Below are 20,521 nucleotides of genomic sequence, written 5' to 3'. Positions count from 1 at the left end.
CTAGGCGGACAGAAGTCGCTCAGCCGACGTGGATTTGCTTACGACCGTTTTGGTCCAGAGCATACCGTCGCACCACACATGCTCTACGCGTCCCCAGTGGCAGGCGGCGGCCGCATCCGGGAAGAATCCTCGTCCGTGGAGGTTGGCACTCGTGTTGCAAAGCAGCGGAATACCTGTGAGCCGTTCAAACTCGATGAGAAGCTCGGCGATCTTGTGGGGAGAGTTGCGGGCGACGGTCTGCAACCGCGCGGAGCCATCCAGATGGACGATAGCGGGGACCTTATCGCGCCACTCCGCCCGGGTCTGGTGATCGAACAGCATATAGGGATCCGGCGTCCCGGGGCTGAAGATCTCCGGCGCCCGATCCTCCAGGCAAATCGGGGCTACTGGCCGGAACTGCTCGCGGCGCTTGATGTCGTTGAGGTGATCTTTCATTGCCGGCGAGGTTGCTGCTGCAAGAATGCTTCTGCCCCCTAACGCCCGCGGCCCAAGCTCAGCGCGTCCCGAAAGGAAGATTACGGGCGTGTTGTCGGCAAGAATAGCCGCAAGCTCGCGGAGGGTGCATGGTGCAGCCTCCCATTCTGACGGATTTTCGCAGGCCTGCAGCGCCGGACCGCTGTAGACCGACCACTCTAACGGCCCGAATCCTTTTTGTGCCGCCATCGCGCTGCAAGCAGCGCCAATTGCCGAGCCGCTGTCATTTGGAAACGGCGGCACCCAGACCTCATCGAACAATCCCGTCGCCCGAAGCGCACTGTTCCACTTAATATTGAGCCCGCATCCCCCGGCTACACAGAGGTTTCTCGCGCCCGGAAGCGACGAGTGCCGCAGCAGAACCATTGCGATTTCTCGGACGAGAAGACGTTCCAAGAACACATGAAACGACGCAAGGACGTCTTCGGCTCGCTTGGCCGTCAGGCGCAGCGCGCTAGCCTCGAAAAAGTCGTGCACAGCGGCAAGCGACGCCTCCGCATTGTTGATGTCAGCGCGGTAGCGACGGGCCTGCTCCGTATCCGCAGCGAAGCGCTTTTCGTAAAGCTCCTGAAACACAGCCACGATGGTCTCGTCGACAGAGCCAAGCGCTATGTAAGCCATCAGCTTGCCGGCGATACCCAAGTCCCAATTGGTGCGATTCGGCTGCCTGTAAGGTCCGAAATGAAGGCCCGCGGCAGCATAGGCATGACCGATCATTGGAAACAGACTGGCAATGAGTCGCGCGCCTCGAGGTTCGACATAGTAGAGACGTGGAAAGATGCAGCCATCCCATACCAGACAGAACGCGGGTTTTCCGGCGCTGGCAAACGGGCTGGTGCTGTATGCCGAGGCGACGTGGCCCGTGACGTGCGGGTAACTCTCATAGGGAAACACCTTGCCGCCGAGGATCAGGCCATAGCCATCGACCGAATCTAGAAGGCCCTCGGCATGGCGCTCGACATATGGCGCCCCCTTCAACGCGATCGGAACAGCACCACTGAGAACCTGGAACTGCGACTCGATCTCTCCATCCCAGCCGTCGATGACGAAGTGATCGATGTCTCGTGGATCTAGGCCATGCTCAGCCAATGCGAGCACGACTGCATCGAGGTTATCGACGGATTGATACCGTGGATTGTTGCCGCGCTTCTCTTGCTCGATGCAAAAGACAAGCTGCCCGTCCTCGACGACAGCGATTGCTCCGTCATGGGTTAACTTGATGCCACAGATGCGCATATGACCCCCTGGCCCTAATGGCCGTAATTTGATTGTTCTGACGAGTTAGTCGGCTTTCGGAACAGCACGAGCAAACAGTCCTCGTTGACCGACTCAGTCTGGCAATGAAGACGCTCGATCTCGGATAGGCTCTCATTGAAGAGAGAAATCACTGTTTCAGCACCGGCAGCATGCCCCCAGCGTCGACATGGGGCATCACGCGCAGATCCGAACACCAGAGCGCCATTTGGTGCAAGCATATCCACCAGGTTGAGGATGGCTGCGTGCATCTCGGCGATGTCCTTGAGGTAGTAAAGAACCTCGGCCACGACGATCAAATCAAATTGCTTGGCGGTCGAGAACCGCTGAATGTCGCAAGTTACCCACGCGATATTTGACCACCTTCTGGTCCGCTGGCGAGCACGCTCGATCGCCTGCGGCATGACATCGACCACGGTGACCCTTTGGCAGTGCGGCGCCAGCATTTCGGTGAATGCGCCGGCTGCGCATCCGACTTCGAGGGCATGCACAACGTCACCGTTGCACCGCGACAGCCGGAGCATCTGCGCGTACCGCTCCTGCTCGAACGAATTGCTGTCAAGCCGCCATGGATCATCGACAGCCAATTCTCGTTCCAATAGGTGATAGTTGTTGTCCGATGTCACGGTCATTAAACCTCTTTATAGGCACTCGATCGATCGCGACCGCAAACACTCTCGGTTGCCGCCAAGTTCGATGCACGGTGCGAACGGCCAGGCTTACGAATTTCGGCGGAGCTCACACCACTTATCGCGGAGCTTATTCCAGCGGCCGTGCGCGGGATGACAGCTTCATTTTCTCCATCGCTTGACACCACCACCTTACGCGACAGCCAATCGCTATTGCTCAATGTACAAAGCGCGTAGGCTTTCAACGGCAGCAAGAGAAAGATATTGATGGGTGTGTGAAACGAGAAGCCGAGAAACCGCATATCGCGAGCACGGAACGCTGCCACACTGCACCGAACCATCGTCATGGCCGCAATCGTCAGCACCGTCCACCAGGCCACCGACCCGTCGATGACGAACTGTGCGAGCGCAGCCAGTGATGACAAGGCGAGGAGCAAGGGGCCGAGATTTTGTCCGACAACGTCGAGCGTCAGATAGCGATCCAGCTCGGGCAGCAAGCGCAACGCAAGAAACGTGTCCCGAAAGGTACTGCGCGCCCAGCGAAGTTGCTGTCGCAGATATGGTCCAAGGCTGTCCGGCACAACTGTTGCTGCGATCGCGTCAGGGACATACTCGGTTCGAAACCCCGCCTTGAGCATGAGGATAGTTAGATGACGATCCTCGCCGAAATCACTTGGCTTTCCACGGAAGAATTGCGTTTCGTATTGATCAAGAAGCAAGGCGAGCGCAGAGCGACGATACATGGCACATGGCCCGCAGCAACACATCACCGCGCCGAAGCGTGCCTGCGCCGCGCGCTCTTCGTTGCACGCCAACCAGTATTCCATATCGATCAGCTTGGTCAGCCAAGTTCCGTTGCGATTGCTCGCTACCAACTGCCCCATGGCCGCGCCGACGTCAGGGTCCTGCATTTTCGATACAAGCTTCGTGACCACGTCGACGGCAATTATCGTATCCGAGTCGACGTTTAGGACCAGATCGCCGGAAGAGCTGCGTATCGCAGCAATCTGCGCCTTGCGCTTTCCGACGTTCTTGGCCATCAAGATGATTCGAAACCTCGGATCGCTCGCATAGATTTTGTGTACGGGTCCCACAAGATCGCGATTTGCGGATCCATCGTCGACCACAATGACCCGCAGTTTTCCGGCGTAGTCTTGACTTGCAATCGACGCGAGGCATTCGGAGAGTGTGTTTGGGTCCTCATTGAAACAGGGCACGATGACATCCACGCTGGGCAGCCCCCCCCCGGCATGTTCGAGATCGTTCTGCAGCGATGAGGGAGTCGTCGGCTGAGCGTAAAGGGCCTGCGCGCTCTTGTAGATGGTCGAGAGCAGCGCATAAGACGAAACAGCGACAGCGCTGGTTGTAGCGAGCAAATCCATGGGGTGCCAGTTTTGTTCAGTGAAGTTGAGGAAGCGGATGGATTTCGAACCCGCGCAGTTGCAGTGCCGGAATCAGATATGCCAGCGCCCTCACCGTCTGTTCACGCGAAGTGGCGTCAGTGCACGAACTCTCCTCGCTGGGAGGATACCCGTCGTGCAGGAGCACAATCGCGCCCGGGCGAACAGCCGCGAGCACTGAGTTCACGATGCCATCGACCCCAGGACGCGACCAATCTCTCGGATCGACCGACCAGTGCACCGCTGCGAGGCCAGCCTTGGCCGACGTAGCAAGCACGTCTTCGGTCCATATGCCGTAAGGTGCCCGCATGTGCCGGGGCAACGCTTGTGGGCATGCCAATCGGATTGCCCTGCTCGCCCTTAGCACCTCATCATGTATCTCGGCTGCTTCGCACCTGGACAGATCGGGATGCGTCATCGTGTGGTTTGCAACTTCGTGCCCCTCGGCGACCATTCGTCGAATGAGTTCAGGTTGGTCGGCCGCGTATGTGCCGATAACGAAGAAAGTCGCGGGGACCCGATGTTGCGTCAGGACATCGAGAACGAGCGGCGTGCAAAATGGATTGGGCCCATCATCGAAGGTCAAGTAGACCGAACGACTTCCGCTAACGTCGCCGTAGTTGCACCGCACCGCAGATAGGGGGATGAGTTCGTTCACAGCTCGGGCCCGTTCCGATCGATAATTGTTCCCGCCGGCCACTCGCCCATTGAGCGTCCAACCGGGAACACCACCACGAGCACGTCTTCGATGCGGATCGGCGACAAATTGGGGTAGACATCCGCCTGGGTGGAGCGGACGCGGATGCCTGGCATGAGGGTTGCCAACCCTCGCCTTCCGACCAGTCTGGTGAGATGCTTCTCAAGTGCAGGCCGGACCGTACCAAAGCCGAACGGCACCCCAAGCGCCTGCAGCGCAGGATACATCACGCGCATTGAATGGCTGATTCCAAGCCCCTCAAGATCTGGACGGACGGCATACAATCCCAGTTCGGCCACGAGAAGATCAACGCCATCAATCTTGATGAATCGGCGTAGTAGGCCGATATGACCAGCGACGCCGTGCGCGTCGTAACCGATTACGCGCATTTCAGGCCTTGCGCCGGCCCAACTTCGAATACCCTCGAATGGCTGTGCATTGAATGCACCCGTCGGCCCATAGCTCTTACGGAAGAAGTCGGCGAGCTCGGCATGATCGGCGAGCTGCAGCTCGTTTTCCCAGCGAAGGCGCCACTGGACCTGAGTGCGCGCGGAAGCCTCTTCCGCAGATGGGGACACGGCAATATTCATGGCGGACTTCCCTGCGCCAGTAGGGATGAGAGCGGATATAGTCACGTAAGACACGTGCTATTCGCCGAACCGTTGATCAATCTGGAATGTGTTGGCATGCGGCATCCGCGCTCGGCTTTTCTCGCCAGGTCCCCGAGAGCTGACTGCATCGGAATGGCGCCATCGTTGGCGGCGAGACGATGGCGCAGCTCGCACGTGTCGTTCCAGCAATGCCGTGGTCCACATATGCCCGGACATCCCAATGAGGCGATCGGGTTGTGCAGATTCTATCTGCATCCTGGGAGAGCTTCGCCGCGCCCAAGATCACGATCGGCGTTACCGTCTCTGAGGGCTGCCGATCGTTGCGTGAAAGCTCATCGAGGGCACACGCGGCGGGCACCAGATCAACTTCGGTCCTATGCATCTTCGACTCGCCTTGTATTGCGATGGACAGGCGCGCCATTATGGCCAGTCGCCGGAAGTATTCGGCATCTGCGATCTGCGCACGCCGCTTGGTCGCGACACTAAGGTAGGGCTGAGGACGCCCTCAAGTGTACGCGGGTAAACCGCCGATATGGAAAGGGATGGAACGCGCATACGAAGGTTTATCGGGGCCCGCCTAGCGTCGCATCGCGTGAGAGTCGCACCTACAACAGGCGCAACGCGCGTGCGGCAGAGATAGCCACTTCGCACACGGATTCGGCAGATGCTCGCACGTCCAGGATTTCTTCTCGGAGCCCGCGCACGACCAATAGCCATTGTGGCATACCTAATTCATTTTCCAAACTGATGTTTGCTATCCAACAATCCGCAGTTTGGTAAAATCGATTGTTTCGATAGAACACATCCACACGATGGATAGACTCACGACATGCGGTTCAAGGGACTTGATCTAAACCTTCTCGTTGCGCTCGATGCTCTAATGACGGAGCGCAACCTCACAGCGGCGGCGCGCAAAATTAACCTGAGCCAGCCCGCCATGAGCGCTGCGATCGCGCGGCTGCGCAGCTACTTTCGCGATGAGTTGTTTACGATGAGAGGTCGCGAGCTCGTCCCGACACCCGGCGCGGAGGCGCTTGCGGGTCCGGTTCGCGAGGCCCTGCTGCACATCCAACTCTCGATCATTTCTCGGGATGCGTTCGACCCGACCCTGTCGAGCCGACGCTTCAGGGTCATTCTCTCCGATTTCATGACAATCGTGTTTTTTCGGAGAATTGTTGATCGTATCGCACAGGAGGCGCCTGCGGTGCGCTTCGAATTGCTGCCATTTTCCGATGAGCCCGGTGAGCTGCTTCGCCGCGGCGAAGTGGATTTTCTCATTTTGCCGGAATTGTTCATGTCGAGCGCGCATCCTAAGGCGACGCTATTCGATGAGACCCTCGTATGCGTGGGATGCCGCACGAACAAGCAGCTATTGCGACCACTTACATTCGAGAAATACAATTCAATGGGGCACGTCACCGCCAAGTTCGGACGGGCCCTGAGGCCCAACCTCGAGGAGTGGTTCTTGCTCGAGCACGGCTTGAAAAGGCGCATCGAGGTCGTTGTGCAGGGCTTTAGCCTGATTCCGCCCATATTGTTCGACACGGGCCGCATAGGAACAATGCCCTTACGTCTAGCCAGACACTTCGAAAAGCGGATGCCCCTGCGGATCGTCGAGCCACCACTCCCACTGCCCACTTTCACCGAGGCCGTGCAGTGGCCCGCGTTCCACAATACCGATCCGGCGAGCATTTGGATGCGGCGGATATTGTTGGAGGAGGCGTCCAACATGGGATCTGCAGATCGGAAACTACCAACGCGCCGGCGCTGCTAGGTCCACCACGAGCTGCCCCGGCAGATGCAAATATCCCACTCATCATTCGACGTGTCTGCCTTGTCATTTTAACTTCCCGGACGGCCATGCTGCAAAACGCACGCGCGAGCCGGCCCGGGATTGTGAAAGATTGCCGGCCCGTGCGCTTAACGATCGCGCAAAGCGGGTAGTGCGCTTGTATTGCAAGCAAGGTTAAATGCCATCGCGGAAGGACGAGCGCTTCCGAGTACGATGGTATTTGGCGAAGCCAATTTAAATCGCTTGAACCCGACACTGCGTCAGGTTGTAATTTGCATCCTGACCAACGCTGCGCAGGCGGGCGGGGATGGGGCACATCGAGTGAATTCTGGCTATGGCGGGATAGGCACTAAGGCTGGTTTGCCAATGGCGACTCGACGAAGTCGAGTTGCGAGAGTGCCGGAAATCGACGAGATCGACGAGATCGATCAGGTTGGCTCTCCCGACGGGCTCGAGCCGTAGGTCGTCATCCCCGAGCGCACTGCGCGCCATTCTGCGATACTCCGCGCGCTTTCTTGCGATCGCACGAGAGGAACGGAGTTGATTCGGGCGAACCGATGACACCGCTTCAGATGCAGCCGTTGTCGCTCATTATATGCAATGTAAAGACGATCGCGTCGGATAATAAGATATGCGTTTCAACGGCCTGGATCTGAATCTTCTCGTCGCCCTCGATGCTCTAATGACTGAGCGCAGCCTCACCGCAGCAGCTCGCAAGATCAACCTCAGTCAGCCGGCCATGAGCGCAGCCGTTGCCCGGCTGCGTTCCTATTTCCGTGATGAGCTGTTTGCGATGAGAGGCCGGGAACTTGTCCCGACGTCACGCGCGGAGGGGCTGGCGGCACCCGTTCGTGAGGCTCTGATGCACATCGAGCTCTCTATTATCGCGCGGGACGCATTCGACCCGGCGCGATCGAATCGGCGGTTCAGGATCGGCCTTTCCGATTTTATAACGGTCGTATTCTTCCGACATGTCGCCGAGCGTGTCGCGCGAGAAGCACCCGCCGTCAGTTTCGAACTGGTGGCGCTCGCCGATGAGCACGATGAGCTTCTCCGGCGCGGCGAGCTTGATTTTGTTATCCTCCCGGAACTATTCATGTCCAGCGCGCACCCGCGGATAGCCCTGTTCGAGGAGAGGCTTGTGTGCGTAGGCTGCAGCACGAACGCCGAGCTACGGCGGCGGCTTACATTTGATCGATACATGTCAATGGGCCATGTCGCGGTTAAGCTCGGAGTTGCGCGCAAGCCTCCCATCGAGGAGACGTTTCTGCTCGATCGTGGCCTCAACCGACGCATCGATATTCTCGTGCAGAGCTACGGCATGATCCCGCCCATGCTGATGGGTACGCGCCGGATAGGGACCATGCCATCAAGGCTCGTTCAGCATTTCGAAAGGACGATGCCCCTTCGGATTGCCGAGCTTCCGCAGCCGTTCCCCAGCTTTACCGAAGCGGTCCAATGGCCTGCCCTTCACAACAGCGATCCGGAAAGCATCTGGATACGAGACATATTGTTGCGGGAGGCAGCTCGCATGACATCTACGAGTGCTGATTGCTCCATGATCTGCACTTCAGAACAAGCGGATGCTGAAGGAATCTTGACGAGAGTTGCCTCGCGGCTATCGTGAGGACACTTGAAGACGTGTACGAACCTTGTATGCGGCTGCATGTCTGGACAGCTGCACTTCAAACTTCTCCTGCTTTAACTCATTCTTGGTTCAGGAACGTCCGGCGGCCTCGTTACCCAAGCCGCTATCACGACGTTGTTGCGAGACGCGCACATTGGTATCACGCCCGACGCTCATCGCGCTCTTGGACCTGACGTTCAACGGCCTTGTAGAGGGGGCGCAGACGCGGCGCCGCGGGAGTTGCCCCTGACGTTATCTCGTGGCTCCTCAGCCAAGGTCGTTCGCGATGGACGCGTCGCGTCAGGACGGCATCGTGCGCGAGCCTGCGCCAAGCAGAGATGAATTGAGAATGCGCAGCAGCTTTCGGCGGAGGTCAATGCCCATTGGCGCATTTCGAATCCTTTGACGCTCGTCAGCTTCTCGAAAGCTAACTCTCTTAGCATGAGAGAGCGGATGTCTGGAGGGCGATGCCGTGCCGGCGGCGGCTCAAGTCGCCTATTGTTTGTTTTTAAGAGGCCACACATCAACAGCCGAGCACCACGCGCTCGAGGCCTCAGCTCAGGCCAAGCCCTCATCATTGTAGCGTGGCCTCCCGTAGCAGCGTCGTATGCATGACCAAGATCAGCTCGCGGCGCGCCGTCCACGCTCAAAACCAGTAGTGCTGCTAAAGCACGTAGCTGATTCGTTTTCGGCGAGCCGCACATGACGCGCAGCCGGCGTGCCTACCGATTGTAGAGATGACGAAAACCACTCGTGCGATTTTGCAAAACACCGCAAACCTGTGTTGCCTTGTCGCATCACCTTAAAGAGCACTGCACCTTCATCGCTCTGCGCCGCCGGTCTGACTTCTTTTAGCCCTACCGCGGCCAAACGTCTTGACCACGTGCGCTGCCTTGACGCAATGACAAACAAGGAGCCGAACGTTGGAACAATACAACGGCGTATTCGATCCGGAAGAACTCTCTGTCTTAGGAAGCCTCTTTGATGGCGCAATCAACGCGTTGCCGCCGTCGATGCGAACGCCTGAAAATCGAACGGCTGTCGCCAAACTCATCTTGGATAGTACCGAGGTCGGCGCGTCCAGGCTGGCATGCCTGATGAACTTGTTGATCACCATTTCACCTAAGGGTTGATCGCCAACCATTCTAAGGATAGTCACCATCTCTTACGCTGGAATGGAAGACGATCCAGCTAGAGCTTTGAAATAGCTTGAATCATACGTGACGTCAGGTTGTAGGCTTTGAAATTGAACAACATGAGCAAAGCTACACCACGAAGGCGTCGATGGCGCATTGGCGAACTTGCAGAGGCGACCGGAGTGACGGTACGCACGCTGCATCATTATGAACATACGGGGCTCTTAGCCGCATCAGATCGTACAGACGGCGGTCACCGGATGTACGATCGTGAAAGCGTTCAACGGGTTCATCAGATTCGCGCGCTACGTGAGCTTGGCTTCTCCCTTCACGAGATCCGTAAGGCTATGGAGGGCTCGACTTCACTCATTGATCTGCTGCGCAAACATTTGGAGCGGATCGAACTTCAAGTGGCTCGAGCGACCCTGTTGCGGGATCGTTTACGCGACATGACGACGGGCAGTGAGATCCAGGTAAGTGTAGATGAGCTACCTGCCACCTTAGATGCGATGTCTCGGGTCGAGACACGCAGCCAGACGTCTCGATGTACGTGCAAATTGGCGGCGGAGCGCGAGGAGCGGTGGCGACGGATCCGCGACGAACTGCGTGATTGCATGGATCGGGGCGAACCCCCTTGCGGTGAGCGAGCAAAAGCTGTCGCGGTTGCAGCGCGATTGCTGATCAGAGAAATCGCCGGAGCCGATTCACGCGTTTCGACGATCCTGAAGGTCCTTGCGCGGTTGAGTGCCCCCCGCAGTCTGGCTGGTTGGGATCCTACTCTCATGCAGTATCTCGACCTAGCCCTTGCCGGGCTGGAGGATCAGCCATACTGACGGCTTAGGCGCAGGGACGTGCGCAGCATCTCGCCGACCTATCCGCCGAGGCGGATAGTTTCTCACAAAGGGGCTTGAACCGCACGTAACGTCAAATTGTAGGCTCTACCGTGGTCGCGGTGTGGCCAGCTAACGCACATGACTCCGCTTGGCAGAAGATCCACATCAAGGCCTGGGCGCAAGTCGAACCGCGAGCGCTGGTGGTTTACTTCAGCTGAGCATTGGAGCTCTACAATGTTGGGTCGGTGTTACGCTTTAGCTGCCAGTGCAGCACTACTCGTCTGCGCCGACAGCTCGACTACGCGTGCCTCCGACGTCAATATTGCCGTGGCTGGTCCCATGAGCGGAAGCAGCGCAGCGTTTGGCGCACAAATGCGCGATGGAGCGGCGACCGCTGTCGAGGCTTTGAACGCCTCGGGCATACTTCCAGATACCAAGCTGATATTGACTGTCGTCGATGACGCTTGCGACCCCAAGCAAGCCGTCGCAGTTGCGAATAAACTCACAACCGAGCGCGTCCGGCTAGTCGTTGGTCACTTTTGTTCTTCTTCGTCGATTCCGGCCTCTGACGTCTACGATGAAGCAGGCATCATTCAAATGTCACCTGGCTCGACAAATCCTCAACTGACAGAACGTGGCCTTAAGACGGTGTTTCGGATTTGCGGCCGTGACGACCAACAGGGTCTCGTTGCAGCTGAGTACATTCACGCAAATCACCATAACGAGACGATCGCAGTGCTCGACGACAAGAGCACGGCGGGTAAGGGCATTGCCGACGTGGTTGCGGCACAGCTGCAGAAATCCGGCGAGCACGTCATTCGAAAAAGCTACATAGCCGGTGAAAAGGATTACGCGGCACTGGTCTCAAGAATGAAGAAGGACGGCGTGCGGGTCGCCTATATCGGCGGCTATCATACCGAAATTGGACTGATCGTACGCCAGGCGTCAGAAGCAGGTGCCGGCCTCATCGTCATGGCAAACGATCCACTGATGACCTCTGAATTCTGGGCCATTACCAGCAGTGCAGGAAATGGCGCATTGTTCACCTTCATGCCCGACCCCGTCAAGAATGCCAAAGCGGCCGGCATCGCGGCCAGACTCAGCGCTGCCAATCTGTCTACCGAAGGATACACGCTTTACGCCTATGCAGCAGTCCAAGCATGGGCAGAGGCGGTAAAGCGGGCCAGCTCTTTCGATGCTCGACGAGTGGCCAGCGCACTTCGTTCGTGGCCGATCGATACCGTGATCGGCCCAATACTGTTTGATTACAAAGGAGACAACGCGGCTCCTGGATTTCTCGTTTACCGCTGGCGCGACGGGCATGTCGAAGCCGTCGAGTAAAACTGATCGGGCCGACGCGCAACCTCTCACAATTCAGCCAGTGATACAGAGAATGAAACGCCCTCACGACCTTGGTGCAGCCCTACTCGCGTGCACTCTCATACTCGCGGTTTTCGGAGCATTTCTGGCGTTCGCTGCAGCGCTCGCAGAGCTGCCTGACGTCGATCCACTGGGGGATGAGTTGCGTCCGATGATAAACAAGTAGGGCTTGTGCAAACCCTCAGTGTTGTACAACCACCTTGGCAGGCATGTCTTGATCAGTCCGATGGCTGCTCGCTTTGGCCCACCGGCTCCTCCTCAAGTAGGTCTCGATGCCGTCTGCAGCGGCTCGGCGACATCACTAAGTGCCGGTGGTTTTCTCCGAAAACATAGCCATGGAACTCAATTTGCAACGGCAATTTACACCATCGAGCCGGTATGCTGACAGATGCACATGCGCACTGCACTCTATGGGCAGTCCCGCGCCGTGCGAAGTCCTGCGAACAGCACACGGCAAGACGACCAATCGGCGCTCCGGCCGAACCGTCCACGTGACTTGCGTTGCCATCAATGGGCCCCCATTCCCGCTGTCCGCCGCCTTAAGGGAAGGCTCGTTAGTGTTCTTGCACAGCAGTGCCGATATACAGGGAAAAGCTCCACGTTGGGGCGAGCCACCGTCAGGCCGGCCGCCGCGACATGCCAATGGGCTGGCTACACGCGAACCAGAACATTCTCGACATCATTGTGATCGGCTGCGCCATCGGCGTCCTCATCTTTGGGCGCCGTTATGCTTTCGCGGACAACCTTCGGCCTGTTGGGCCTGAAAGGCAGGAAGGTGCAGCCGACTTCGCCGAACTCGACCCTTCTGGAACAGCCTCCAACCCAAGCGTCGTGCTGGCGCGTGGCGGATGACCTCTTATTGGCAATTTGCTCTAGCTGGAGTGCAAGTCCTACCCCAAGAAGGGGGGGCAGATGAAGCGACCGAGGTTCACGGAAGAGCACATTATCGCGATATTGAGGGAGCATGAGGCTGGCGCGAAAACGGCCGATCTAGCTCGTAGGCACAGGATCTCTGAAGAGGCTATCTACAACTGGAAAGTCAAATTTGGCGGCATGGACGTTCCTGCGGTCAAGCGATTGAGGGCCTTGGAAGAGGAGAACGTGAAGCTAAAGATGCTTCTGGTGGAGCACATGCTCGGTGTGGCGGCCCTTCGCGAGCTTCTGTCAAAGTAGTGATCAGACCGTCATTTGCAAATTCTCATGACCTGATCTTCATCGTGCGAGCTCGGGCGGCACCCAACGAAAGAGATAAACGTAGTCGAATAACGAACGAGCCGTCTTTGAGATCGACGGCATCAGGCAACTGCGACTTCTGTTCCACAAACGGAGATGATCAAGTGAAAAGCCCCCCTTCTTCCGGACTAACCTGCGGCATTTTCGACCATTTGGACGACGACGGCCGCGATGTCGCACGACAATACGAAGACCGCCTCAAATTGGCGGAGGTGTGTGATTCTCTGGGGTTTTACGCTTATCACCTAGCCGAGCATCACTGCACCCCACATGGCAGAGGGCCGTCACCAAATCTGTTCTTATCGAGCGTCGCGCAGCGCACCCAGAGACTACGCGTTGGTCCGCTGGTCCTGTTGCTCAACCTCTATCATCCTCTGCGCGCGTTCGAAGAGATCTGCATGCTTGACCAATTGAGCGGCGGCAGGCTCGAGCTCGGTATCGGACGTGGCTCTCTGCCGACCGAATGGGGCTATTTCGGCATCAGCGCGGACGCGGCGCCAGAGCGTTATGAGGAAGCCAGCGAAATCCTGAATGCCGCGCTGAAAGGGCATACGCTATCCTATCAGGGGCGATTTTTTGAGCTGAGCGAGATACCGTTGACCATGAGGCCTCATCAGCGTCCGTATCCGCCGACCTGGATCACGAGCAATCGGGCCGAGTCGGTGGAGTGGGCCGCCGCTAATGGCGCCAATCTGGCGTGCCAAGGCCGATCCTCTGCTGTTCGAAACATTACGAACGCGTTCCGCTCGCACCGGGCGCGCATGACAGACGCCGACGATCGCGAGCCGTTTCTTGGTCTGCTCCGCATGGTCGTGATCGCCCAGTCTGACCGAGACGCCCATCTGGCAGCGCAAACCGCATATCAGCGATGGCTCGAGAGCTTTAGATTCGTTTACGAGCTGAACGCCATTCCGACACCACCTACCCTGCCGCTGACCTTCGACGCAGCGCTCGAGAACGAATTGTGCGTCGTCGGAACGCCAGCTTCCGTCCGACAGCTCCTTCTTAATCAGATGGAGGAAGCAGGCGCCAACTACCTACTTTGCCAGCTTGCATTCGGGGACCTTCCGCTGGAAACTTCTCTATACACCGCAACCACAATCAGATCCGAGATCATCGCCAGACAATGACTATCCGATTTTGGCACCTCGGAGAGACAGCGCGTCGCGACCTCCATCCATGACCGGACGGCCCGAAGTCGCTTATCTAGGGCCTCCTGCTTTATTCAGCAGGAGGTCCAAAGACCAATGAGAACTGAATCGCCTCGATCACCATCGTGGTGCCCTCTCGGCCGATGTCGTCGACGGTGACGTGCACCGATTTGGAGAGCGGCTGCATGTCAAGCCAACTCTATTCATATGCCGGCTGGCCGCATGCATCATTCAGGCCGGACGGATCGCGATCGCGATCGCGCGCCCTATCCGCGAGTTGGATGCATCCCATCAATACTTTCGATTTTACCGTTCTTAACCAAATACCCCATAGTCAATCGCCGATTTTCGGAAAGCCTTCTTCTCAAGCCACGTGTGACAATGAACCCAATTTGCTTTGAGCATAGTCGCAGGGCATCTCCAGCCGCGCGTACCTGCATCCGCAACGGAACTTCCCCATCCTGCAACTCGCGGCACGTGCCGCCCGGTTATAGTCGGATGGCGCATCGCAGCGTCCCACACGCAATCTACCGCGTAGCCGCCGACGTAATTGTCGTCATGCTGAAGGCGCTCCAGGAGATTGGCTCTCACGTACTCTTATCGGCTGGGGTCCATGCGTGCGCCGGCTAGACTTCGGATAAGCGAACTGCGCCCCCGGCCAAGGCAAACCGGACTTGTCGCCCTAGACCGCCTGCCTACACCGCCACGCCGCTATCGTGACGGCCCCCGGAAGAGGCCTGGCTGTCAGCTATCTGACCACCTCATATGCACGACATATTTCTCCGGTCACGAGGAGAAAGTGCTGTCGACTTGCGTGAGCAGGCGAGCTTCGCACTATTATTGCGCGCCCCTACGTCATCGTGGTCGGGCATTCTCACTCCGCTCACGCCCTCGGTGCTACTCGGCGCCAGCCGCCTTCACCTGCTTTTTGCAACTTTGCTCCGCGGTCATCTCATTCTATGCGCTACTCGCTACTGACTGCACGCGTGCACGGCCTTCTGCAGCGGCAATTCGTTCTCGTGACGCGCCTGCAGCCCCGCGAAGGGGACAAACGACGCACCTCTTTACCTAGTCTAGCCCTGCTTTTAATTACTCTGGAGCAACACCGTGGAACTCGACCCTTCCAATTCGCGTATACAGGACCTGAAGCACCGCATCGACCTGCAATTGGGCATCGTTGCCGCCCTCATCGGCGAAGAAGGCAACGAATTCGAAGCGGTCAGGCTGCTTAATGCACTCACAAACGAAATGATAAATGCGGAGCTTGCGCTCGGTCAGCTCGGCGATGCGAGGACCAATGGCCACACTGGCGACGGGCAAACAGCGCGAATGTCGGCGGACCGCGGCGTCTATCATCCAGAAGACCTTCAGGTCTTGGGCCGGCTTTTCGATCAAACAGTGGCGGCTTTACCTGAGGCTCTGCGCACTCCTGCCAACCGAATTAGGATCGCCACGCTGATTCTGTCGCGTGCAGCGGAGTGACGTTCGATTCGGTATGCTCCGGCCGTTGAGGACGCGATGAAACGCCATTCATAGCTGGGCCGACGCCGCGCTGCGGTTTTGCGCGCCGACTACCGCAGCAAGCCTCAAGATTGAATCGGCTTATCGTCTCGCGAGAGAGTCACTTAATGCCCATCATAGTGCAACCGTCCCGCATCACCGCGGGCTCCAAAAGGATGCTATCGTCCCGGAGAGGTCACCATCGACTCTCATCTCAGCTGGACTTTTTTTGTATCAAGTACTTCGTATTTATAATGCCTTATATATATGGCAACTAATTTCACAACCATAGCGAATGAATGCGAAGCAACGTATGTGGCGACGCACAGGCATGGTTGTCTCGTCCGGTACGTTTACCTCGATGGTCCGGCGCTTGTGTTGCGGCAGAAGTCTTACATCCCGCAACGCGTGACACTCCACAGTTCCTTGAAGGACAACACCAACCAGATCATCGCAATTGCCCGCATCTCGTCATCGTCTTCTCTACTGCACTCCGCTTGACGCAAAACGTCGCACCACACAGCCATGCGAACGGGTCAAACAACAGAACGACGGCCACGCCGTCGATCCTGTTAGAACGCGAACGCCAACAAACACTGTCCAGACTGCGTCACGCGCTCAGACGATGATCGTACAAAACGGACAATACTGAGGTTCAGACGCTTTGCATTTCGAGGTTACGAATGTGGTGAAAGGTCAGCTCGTCCGCTACCACCGTAGCGTCGACCCTATCTGGCCCGCTCTTCTAATTTCTTGGATTAGCCACCGCCACCCACTGTAAGAAATTCGGGCAATTCAGCAGGAAAACGCGCGATAACGCACGCGCAGGCCCTCAAGTGATACAGCATCATTCGAATTTAACTTGGCACTATGACGTTCGGTCATCCGCGCTTCAATAACCGTGTGTATAAATCTGATTATAGCGTCGAGAGTAGCTCTATGCGCGAGCGCGCCTGCGGACCCGATCTCACGCTTGCTTGATAGGTCACCGGCACTCGGGGCTTCGACAACGCGACTTCCTCGTATTCAAGGTATCGATTGGAGTTTGAGATGGATCAGATCTCATCCGAGCATATGCAGGCGCCAGAGGTTCTCGTGAGCGTCGCATTTGCCAAGGCGTGGCGCTTTGTCGAGAAGGATCCGCTGTTGGCACATAATCACAAGACGGTACTTCATACCCGGTTGCGGGCTTCCCTGGAATGTTCGATAAGGAACGGCGAACGGAATACCTTGCATCTGGCGAACGAGGCGATACGAAGATTACGCGCGGAATTGACCGCCTCGACCAAGCAGCAAGATCGCTCACACTTACGCGGCAAGAACGATCGGCGATGTCACGGCTCTCCGCAATCTTAGGTCGCCGATTTGGCATCCTCGATATATCGTTGTCGAATTATTTCTCCACGACGATTCTGCCCGAACCGCTTCTCAACTAATTCAGCTGGTGCAAAGCGCCAAGCGCTGGGTCCGTCAGCTAAAGGTCAGAGTAAGCGACGACGAGGCAGGATAAGCTCGTTATTCCTTGGCGCGACACTGTGCATATGAAGATTCCATTCATGTCCTTGATTCGAGACGCGCTTGTACAACTTCAGCGTAATTGCCTCGTTAAGCGTTGCTCGCATCCGCAAGGGCGGACAAAATAGCTACTAGAGGTCGGCCAGCCGCACTGAGCTTTTTGGCTCCTCCTCAAGCGCACACAGACCGTGGAGCATCGTGCAGAAGGTTACGATCGGCGGGCTCACCATGCGTGCCTCTTGGATAAGACCATCTTGGTCGGGCTGTGCATGGTGATGGATGCACGCTCGACAATCTGACGCAGCGTTCGATTCGATCCGTTTCTTCCAAAACGATGTTGTGCTGCAGTTACAGCATTTCACGACGATGTTGTTAAGACGCACAGCGCCGGGGGGCATCGAAAGGAACAACACTCGAATGAAGAATTTGCTGATTCTGACTGCATGCATCGGCGCACTCGGTGCGGCCGCTCCCGCATTCAGCGCGGACCTCGCCGCGCAGCCCCTCAACGTCAAAGCGCCTCCGCTGCCGGTTGCTCCCTCAGTTGCCGACTGGACCGGCTACTATATCGGTATCAATGGGGGATGGGCATCGAGCCACAATTGCTGGGATTTCAACGGCGTCACTGCCGAGGGCTGCCATAATTCGGCTGGAGCCACCATCGGTGGCCAGATTGGCTATCGTTGGCAGATTTTCAATACGGTCTATGGCATCGAAGGTCAGGGCAACTGGGCCGATTTCAACGGCTCCAGTGTCAGCACCGCCTTCACGGCAGACGTCATTGGCACCAAGACGGATGCGTTCGGCTTGCTCACCGGTCACATCGGCTACGCGTTCAATGCTGTTCTGTTGTACGCTAAGGGCGGTGCTGCGGTGACCAGCAACACCTATCACATCAATTCAGTGACTACCGGAGCCGGGATTGCCAGGAACGACGATGTGCGTTGGGGTGGTGCGCTAGGCGCAGGGCTCGAAGTCAGCCTCACGCCGAGCTGGTCGGCTGGCGTTGAGTATGACCACTTGTTCATGCAGGGCAGCAGCGTGCTCTTCCCAGGATCCGGCGGCGATCGCGTCAACCAGGACGTCGATCTCATCACGGCACGGCTCAATTACAAGTTCAGCCCGGCGTTTGGCAAATAGTGATATCCGCACGTTTGCGGCGTCGACTCGAGATCCCCGACCGTCGGTCGGGGTTCTTCTTCAAGTTTCCTTTAATCAACAAGCACCCTGCTGGCTTTTTCGAAACACCAGTCGTCCAAGCTGGCTCATAGGCTGGATGAAACCCATCGCCTGCTCCAACACTCGTTGAGGAGCTCCGATCCGACGGGACCAGGGGGTTGCAACCGCTGGCCTCAACGGAAGCGCGAGCAACAATTAGCCGCCGGCGCTTGCTCCTCATTCGAGTGAGAAATTCAAAGAACATTGAGGCGGATCGCGATAGCGACTGCCTGGATCCGGCTGGTCGCGCCCAACTTTCGCATCGCATTTTTGATATGAAAATTGACGGTGTTCACGCTGATTTCCAAGATCACCCCAATTTCCCATGACGATTTTCCTTCCGCCACCCACCGCATGCAAGTGACCTCGCGCTGCGACAGGGCCGCCTTCTTCTCTCCGTCGCTACTGCAGGGACGTGCGATCTCGCCATGGGCGGTATGAAAGAGCGACGCTAATGCGTTAAGATGGCCGATGCGGTCCTGAGGATCAACATCGTCGGATGGAGATGCAAACGACACCACCGATACCCGGCCCAACGGCCCAAACAACGGCACGCTCATACCGTGCTTCAAGCCGGCCTCTCTGGCCTCGTCCAGTACGCGCCTCTCGTCTGGTTGAAGTTGGTAGTGGTTGGCGAGTTGATCCCACAAAAACGGCCGCGACAGCATCGGCGTCCGCCGAACCACGGGATCGATGGTGTGATACTTGCGTTTGAAGTATCGCTCGCACCAATCTGGTGGCCACTTCACGGCCACGGTTGGGGGTGGATATTCCACCAGGCGAAGTGGCTCAACGAAGTTGAGGGCGCCATAAGCAACCTCACCGAACCCCTCTTCGGTGGCGCAGTTTACAAGGAGCTCGAACAGCGCTCTGAGCGAATGCGTCTGTTTTGCGCATTCCGTGAAGCTAAAACGATCCATGATCGGCGGCTGAGGACGCCGATCATAGTCGGTGTCGCTGCGTTCGATTGCGCTTGTTTCAGGCGGAGCCAAGTTGGATTCCATGGCCTGAACTCCCGGGTTTGCTCTACGAGAAGTCTGGAGCGCCCACATGCTGCCTAGACGCCATTTCCGCACTCGGTGTCCGGCCGCGCACTGATTGCTGCGTGATCGTCTCCGTCGAACAGCCGAGGCGCCGCTATTATCCTGTGTCTGAAGCGGAACAACGCGCCGCAACAGTAGCGCCGATGCTCATTCAATGTGATCTACCGGCTCGCCAGTGACGTGCTGGCAATTCAGGAGTCGGCGCAGGGTCGGCCACTTTGATTGGTCCGCGCTCCCGATCTCTGACGCACATGCGGGGCTCGCTGATTTGAGGAAATCCGACTGTCTTAACTGTTCAGCCGACGATACGAACCAAACACCACGACCGGTTGTGGCGTCAGCATAGGTCAGATTGTATCGTGCGAAATCCAGGTCCGGCGCGAATGAAGCTTCGCTGTATTTCAAGGCGGAGCACGAGCAGACTATAGACACTGAGCTTCCTGAACGAGGTAAGCTAGGGCGCGCCGACCCGCTCGCGGGCGCCGGCTTCCAACTGCGTGGTGTCAGCGTCGATGCTCTGCTTGCCGGCGACGGTGATAAGGGTGTCATTGTTCTTCTTGCCCCTCTGGCGAATTCGCATCGGCAGCCCTTAGCCGATCCTGCCCCCCCTCCGCGGCGTCGAGGACGCGTTCGATAAGCAACATGCAGCAGAAGCCCCAAGAGGTAAGAACCTAGCATCAATGCGTGGTCCCTGAGGGGCGTGCAGGTCCGGCGCGAACAAATCGAAGGAGCGAATAGAAGTGGCGTCAACGATGCAACGACAGATACGCGATGTCGCGAGAGATCCCTGACGCAGAGGACACGTTGCATGGTGCATCTCCAGAAGGGAGAGAACTTGGGGTCGGACCAGCAAGTGTCATACCATTTTTTGTGATTACACAATCAACCGTGGAAACAAGGGCTTAGCGAACGGGCGGTTCCCGTACAGGGCACATTGAAGCATTCGTGACATCGGGAGGAAACGCGACATCACCATTTGCGCGAGCCGCGGCATTACTTGATCCTGATCAGAAAGAATGCCGTTCTCG

General features: G+C 57.4%; 17 protein-coding genes and 1 pseudogene. 11 read left to right on the top strand and 7 right to left on the bottom strand.

Going from position 1 to position 20,521, the window contains the following annotated elements; all coding sequences use genetic code 11:
• The 5 genes from nodU to E2I15_RS00175 are packed head-to-tail and all read right to left on the bottom strand — an operon-like array spanning position 1 to position 5,044.
• Positions 1-1,710 (bottom strand): nodulation protein NodU, encoded by a 1,710-nt coding sequence (gene nodU, locus E2I15_RS00195; protein WP_137482314.1) that lies wholly within the window; start codon positions 1,708-1,710, stop codon positions 1-3.
• A 14-nt stretch (positions 1,711-1,724) separates the two neighbouring features.
• Positions 1,725-2,360 carry a nodulation methyltransferase NodS gene (nodS, locus tag E2I15_RS00190; RefSeq protein WP_137482313.1) on the bottom strand — a complete coding sequence of 212 codons (636 nt, stop codon included), beginning with the start codon at positions 2,358-2,360 and terminating at the stop codon, positions 1,725-1,727.
• Positions 2,360-3,739 (bottom strand): chitooligosaccharide synthase NodC, encoded by a 1,380-nt coding sequence (gene nodC / locus E2I15_RS00185; protein ID WP_137482312.1) that lies wholly within the window; start codon positions 3,737-3,739, stop codon positions 2,360-2,362. The genes nodS and nodC overlap by 1 nt, the downstream gene beginning before the upstream one ends.
• Before the next feature lie 16 nt (positions 3,740-3,755).
• The gene (gene nodB, locus E2I15_RS00180) at positions 3,756-4,415 is read right to left on the bottom strand and encodes a chitooligosaccharide deacetylase NodB (protein WP_137482311.1); all 660 of its coding nucleotides are present in this window, start codon (positions 4,413-4,415) and stop codon (positions 3,756-3,758) included.
• Positions 4,412-5,044 carry a NodA family N-acyltransferase gene (locus E2I15_RS00175; RefSeq protein ID WP_137482310.1) on the bottom strand — a complete coding sequence of 211 codons (633 nt, stop codon included), beginning with the start codon at positions 5,042-5,044 and terminating at the stop codon, positions 4,412-4,414. The genes nodB and E2I15_RS00175 overlap by 4 nt, the downstream gene beginning before the upstream one ends.
• Before the next feature lie 850 nt (positions 5,045-5,894).
• Between E2I15_RS00175 and nodD1 the strand changes: the two genes are divergently transcribed.
• From nodD1 to E2I15_RS00120, 11 genes and pseudogenes are all read left to right on the top strand, one after another.
• Positions 5,895-6,839 carry a transcriptional regulator NodD1 gene (gene nodD1, locus E2I15_RS00170; RefSeq protein WP_137482309.1) on the top strand — a complete coding sequence of 315 codons (945 nt, stop codon included), beginning with the start codon at positions 5,895-5,897 and terminating at the stop codon, positions 6,837-6,839.
• Between the two features lie 649 nt (positions 6,840-7,488).
• Positions 7,489-8,484: a transcriptional regulator NodD2 gene (gene nodD2, locus E2I15_RS00165; RefSeq protein ID WP_137482308.1), complete on the top strand. Its 996-nt coding sequence runs from the start codon at positions 7,489-7,491 to the stop codon at positions 8,482-8,484.
• Between the two features lie 923 nt (positions 8,485-9,407).
• Complete coding sequence (locus tag E2I15_RS00160) at positions 9,408-9,617, top strand: hypothetical protein (RefSeq protein WP_137482307.1); 210 nt, start codon at positions 9,408-9,410, stop codon at positions 9,615-9,617.
• Positions 9,618-9,739: 122 nt separating this feature from the next.
• Positions 9,740-10,453 (top strand): MerR family transcriptional regulator, encoded by a 714-nt coding sequence (locus E2I15_RS00155; RefSeq protein ID WP_155262137.1) that lies wholly within the window; start codon positions 9,740-9,742, stop codon positions 10,451-10,453.
• A gap of 339 nt (positions 10,454-10,792) precedes the next feature.
• The gene (locus tag E2I15_RS00150; protein WP_246668291.1) at positions 10,793-11,794 is read left to right on the top strand and encodes a branched-chain amino acid ABC transporter substrate-binding protein; all 1,002 of its coding nucleotides are present in this window, start codon (positions 10,793-10,795) and stop codon (positions 11,792-11,794) included.
• Positions 11,795-12,475: 681 nt separating this feature from the next.
• On the top strand, positions 12,476-12,685 hold the full coding sequence (locus tag E2I15_RS00145) for a hypothetical protein (protein WP_246668290.1): 210 nt from the start codon (positions 12,476-12,478) through the stop codon (positions 12,683-12,685).
• 60 nt (positions 12,686-12,745) lie between these two features.
• Positions 12,746-13,003: pseudogene (locus E2I15_RS00140) on the top strand (transposase); the annotation flags it as partial.
• Positions 13,004-13,170: 167 nt separating this feature from the next.
• The gene (locus E2I15_RS00135) at positions 13,171-14,196 is read left to right on the top strand and encodes an LLM class flavin-dependent oxidoreductase (RefSeq protein ID WP_137482303.1); all 1,026 of its coding nucleotides are present in this window, start codon (positions 13,171-13,173) and stop codon (positions 14,194-14,196) included.
• 1,128 nt (positions 14,197-15,324) lie between these two features.
• Positions 15,325-15,699, top strand: coding sequence for a NolY (locus E2I15_RS00130; protein WP_137482302.1), 375 nt, complete (start codon positions 15,325-15,327; stop codon positions 15,697-15,699).
• A gap of 1,068 nt (positions 15,700-16,767) precedes the next feature.
• Positions 16,768-17,073, top strand: coding sequence for a hypothetical protein (locus tag E2I15_RS00125; protein ID WP_246668289.1), 306 nt, complete (start codon positions 16,768-16,770; stop codon positions 17,071-17,073).
• Positions 17,074-17,649: 576 nt separating this feature from the next.
• The gene (locus tag E2I15_RS00120) at positions 17,650-18,372 is read left to right on the top strand and encodes an outer membrane protein (protein WP_137482301.1); all 723 of its coding nucleotides are present in this window, start codon (positions 17,650-17,652) and stop codon (positions 18,370-18,372) included.
• A 272-nt stretch (positions 18,373-18,644) separates the two neighbouring features.
• Here E2I15_RS00120 and E2I15_RS00115 read toward each other — a convergent pair whose 3' ends face one another.
• On the bottom strand, positions 18,645-19,370 hold the full coding sequence (locus E2I15_RS00115; protein WP_137482359.1) for a helix-turn-helix transcriptional regulator: 726 nt from the start codon (positions 19,368-19,370) through the stop codon (positions 18,645-18,647).
• A gap of 577 nt (positions 19,371-19,947) precedes the next feature.
• Positions 19,948-20,073 carry a hypothetical protein gene (locus tag E2I15_RS39490; RefSeq protein ID WP_276487099.1) on the bottom strand — a complete coding sequence of 42 codons (126 nt, stop codon included), beginning with the start codon at positions 20,071-20,073 and terminating at the stop codon, positions 19,948-19,950.
• Positions 20,074-20,521: the final 448 nt, after the last annotated feature.

This window comes from Bradyrhizobium sp. BR2003, from assembly GCF_009720285.1.
Lineage (GTDB): Bacteria > Pseudomonadota > Alphaproteobacteria > Rhizobiales > Xanthobacteraceae > Bradyrhizobium > Bradyrhizobium elkanii.
The sequence above is the reverse complement of the archived record's forward strand: the minus strand, read 5'-3'. Positions and strand labels throughout refer to the sequence as shown.